This is a genomic window from Aeromonas sp. A35_P (genome assembly GCF_002259925.1).
GTDB classification, from domain to species: domain Bacteria; phylum Pseudomonadota; class Gammaproteobacteria; order Enterobacterales; family Aeromonadaceae; genus Aeromonas; species Aeromonas dhakensis.
Map to the genome: position 1 here is coordinate 1 of NZ_NEVB01000171.1, position 2727 is coordinate 2727.

Sequence of the window (2727 nt, forward strand, 5' to 3'; positions counted from 1 at the left end):
GGAACATACTTATCTCCGTGCACTCAAAGTGCTCTAACGGTTTTCAATCAACCGCACTGGCCACGCTTGGGCATTTCCAAGTGCTCTGGCGGTTCACTCAAATGTCATTATCAGGATTCGGTGCACTGGCGGTGGGCAGAAAGGTGACAAATCCTTTCATCTATCTGCCTATTGCATTTTCGCAAAAGTATGAGAATAGGCTCTGTTTGGCGGCGGATGACCTAGTCAAAAAAATCGAGACGCCAAACGTCGTTTGCATTCTGGCCTGAACTCGCCAAACGGTTTGTATCTTCTTGACGATACGTCTTTTTAGTCGTTTTCAAGTGAAATCGGGCTGTATCCCTTGTCAGGTATGGGATTGCGCGAGTTGATTTATATCGAGACGCCAAACAGTGATTGTTACGGCAGTTTTACGTTTGGCGTTTCGATCCAAAAGCCAAACGGATAGTGGTTTTGGCTTTTGGGATTAATTGGATGGGGAAATTGGTTTGGTAGAAATCGTCAATGAACAATGGAAAGCAGAGGTATCAGATTTACTTCAGCAAGAAACAGACAGGCTAAAAGCGCTGGCACGAGTTGAAGTTGATGACTTTTGGGTTACCCATTACAAGGTTCGTGAGAATGCGCCCTTTAAAGATTGGGGGCTGCTTGGTGTCCGTATCAGAGACTTTAAGTATGGCTTTGGCATAGAGTGGTACATCAACAGCTTTCACGGTCAACGAGGCAAGCGCGTGGTCTTTAGCAAGGGACTGCGTATTTCAAAGACGAAGCTGAGATACTCATTTTTGGACTGCCAAGGTCTAGCCAAAGAATGGGAGTTAGCGCTGGCCATGGAGAAAGAAGAATTCTTCAGTGATATTCGACGCCAAGTTGATAAGCTCAACATGCTGCGTCGCAGAGTGAATGCCTATTGAGTTAACTGCGCTACTTCACTCGCGGCAACTGGTCCCAGCGTGTTGTGTAGGCGGGAGACAAATGCTCTCGCTTCATCGACCAATCTTTCTTCGTACCTTGTCCAGCAAAGAAAACCTTTCCGGCACCACTTTGGTTAATGGTGTCCAATACAGACATTAACTGTTGGCTATTAGAGCGGGTCGATACGTCATCGAATAGTCCTGGTTGAAACATGCCTGGGTCGTAAAAGTCAGACAGCATGACGCCCGCTTTGGCATAACGAAAACCATCCTTCCAAATTCGCTTGAGTAAGTGATTGGCCAGCTCGATAAAATCCCGCGTATCGCAACTGGGGATCAGTAACTCACCGGATGCGGAATTGCTGTACTGCGGCTCGTTGTCCTTAAAGGGGCTGGTTCGTATAAACACGGTCATCACTTTGGCTTGCTGCTGTTCTTTGCGTAGCTTCTCAGTGGCGCGGGTTGCGTATTCACATACGGCCTGACGTAACAATTCAAATTGCGTTACTTTTGCGCCAAATGAACGGCTACAGACGATTAGCTTCTTAGTTGGCGGGATCTCTTCAAGTTTAATGCACGACTCACCATTGAGCTCTCTGACGGTTCTTTCTAAAACCACCGAAAACTGGTCTCTGATGGCTCTAGGAGAGGCGTTGGCTAGGTCTAAGGCTGTGATGATACCCAACGCATTTAAACGCTTAGAAAGCCGTTTACCAACACCCCAAACATCATCAACTGGGACTAATGCGAGCAATCGACGTTGCCGATCTGGATTGGTCAGGTCTACAACCCCCTGAGTGGCGGGATATTTCTTGGCGGCATGGTTAGCCAGCTTGGCGAGTGTTTTAGTAGGTGCAATGCCTACACAGACGGTGATCCCAATCCAGTGGCCTATGCGCTCTCGCACTTGTTGCCCGAACTCGACAAGGGATAGGACAGACTCAATACCGGTTAAATCCAGAAACGCTTCATCAATGGAGTAGACCTCTACTCGTGGTGCCATCTCCTCCAAAGTGCGCATCACTCGACTGCTCAAATCTGCGTACAGCGCGTAATTGGACGAGAATGCCAAAATGCCATGGCGCTGCATTTCAGCTTTGATCTGAAAGACGGGTACGCCCATTTTTATACCGAGTAACTTAGCTTCACGTGAGCGTGCAACCACGCAGCCGTCATTGTTAGACAGCACCACAACCGGCGTATCTTTTAAATCAGGACGAAACAGCTTCTCACAACTGGCGTAAAAATTGTTGCAGTCCACCAAGGCAAATACAGGCATGGGATACTCACGACTTGCGGCGCATGTTTCGCACCACATTGGTGACCACACCAAATATCTCTAACTCTGTCCCTTCAGGAATATGAATGGGCTCATACACCTGGTTTCTTGGGATCAGCATGACGCACGGCCTTAGTTGAAGCTCCTTTACCGTGAGTTCTCCATGGATTCCCGCGATGACAATGTCACCGTGTTCTGCTTGGACAGAGCGATCAACCACCAAAATATCATCTGGGTGAATCCCGGCATCAATCATTGAATCACCTTCAACACGCACAAAGAACGTTGCAGCTGGTCGCTTGATGCACAGCTCGTTGAGGTCGAGCGTTTGCTCAACATAATCCTGCGCTGGGGAGGGAAAACCAGCAGAAACACGTTCCATGAACAATGGAATACGAAGGCGCTTGGCTTTGATGAAGGCAAGTGCGCCGCTACGGCCTATCAGCGAGACACTCATGACGAACCTCGAAAAATCACAATTGATACTGTTTGTTTATACAGTATCTAAGGAAAGTGCGAACAAGTCCTTGATGT

At 48.0% G+C, this 2727-nt stretch carries 4 protein-coding genes; 2 read left to right on the plus strand and 2 right to left on the minus strand.

Annotated elements, in window-relative coordinates; all coding sequences use genetic code 11:
- Nucleotides 1-269: hypothetical protein (locus tag CAK78_RS22985; RefSeq protein WP_094697234.1), on the plus strand; the 269-nt coding region annotated here is incomplete at its 5' end.
- 219 nt (nt 270-488) lie between these two features.
- On the plus strand, nt 489-914 hold the full coding sequence (gene mobI, locus CAK78_RS10610; RefSeq protein WP_441296589.1) for a conjugative transfer protein MobI(A/C): 426 nt from the start codon (nt 489-491) through the stop codon (nt 912-914).
- A 10-nt stretch (nt 915-924) separates the two neighbouring features.
- Here the strand turns inward: mobI and umuC are convergent, their stop codons facing one another.
- Nucleotides 925-2193, minus strand: a complete 1269-nt coding sequence (umuC, locus tag CAK78_RS10615; RefSeq protein WP_094697236.1) for a translesion error-prone DNA polymerase V subunit UmuC — start codon at nt 2191-2193, stop codon at nt 925-927.
- A 7-nt stretch (nt 2194-2200) separates the two neighbouring features.
- The gene (gene umuD / locus CAK78_RS10620) at nt 2201-2650 is read right to left on the minus strand and encodes a translesion error-prone DNA polymerase V autoproteolytic subunit (RefSeq protein ID WP_007105028.1); all 450 of its coding nucleotides are present in this window, start codon (nt 2648-2650) and stop codon (nt 2201-2203) included.
- Between the last annotated feature and the right edge of the window lie 77 nt (nt 2651-2727).

What these genes read in the sequence shown, in the direction of transcription:
- umuC (WP_094697236.1), bottom strand. Translation starts at nt 2,193, where the DNA reads ATGCCTGTATTTGCCTTGGTGGACTGCAACAATTTTTACGCCAGTTGT.
- umuD (WP_007105028.1), bottom strand. Translation starts at nt 2,650, where the DNA reads ATGAGTGTCTCGCTGATAGGCCGTAGCGGCGCACTTGCCTTCATCAAA.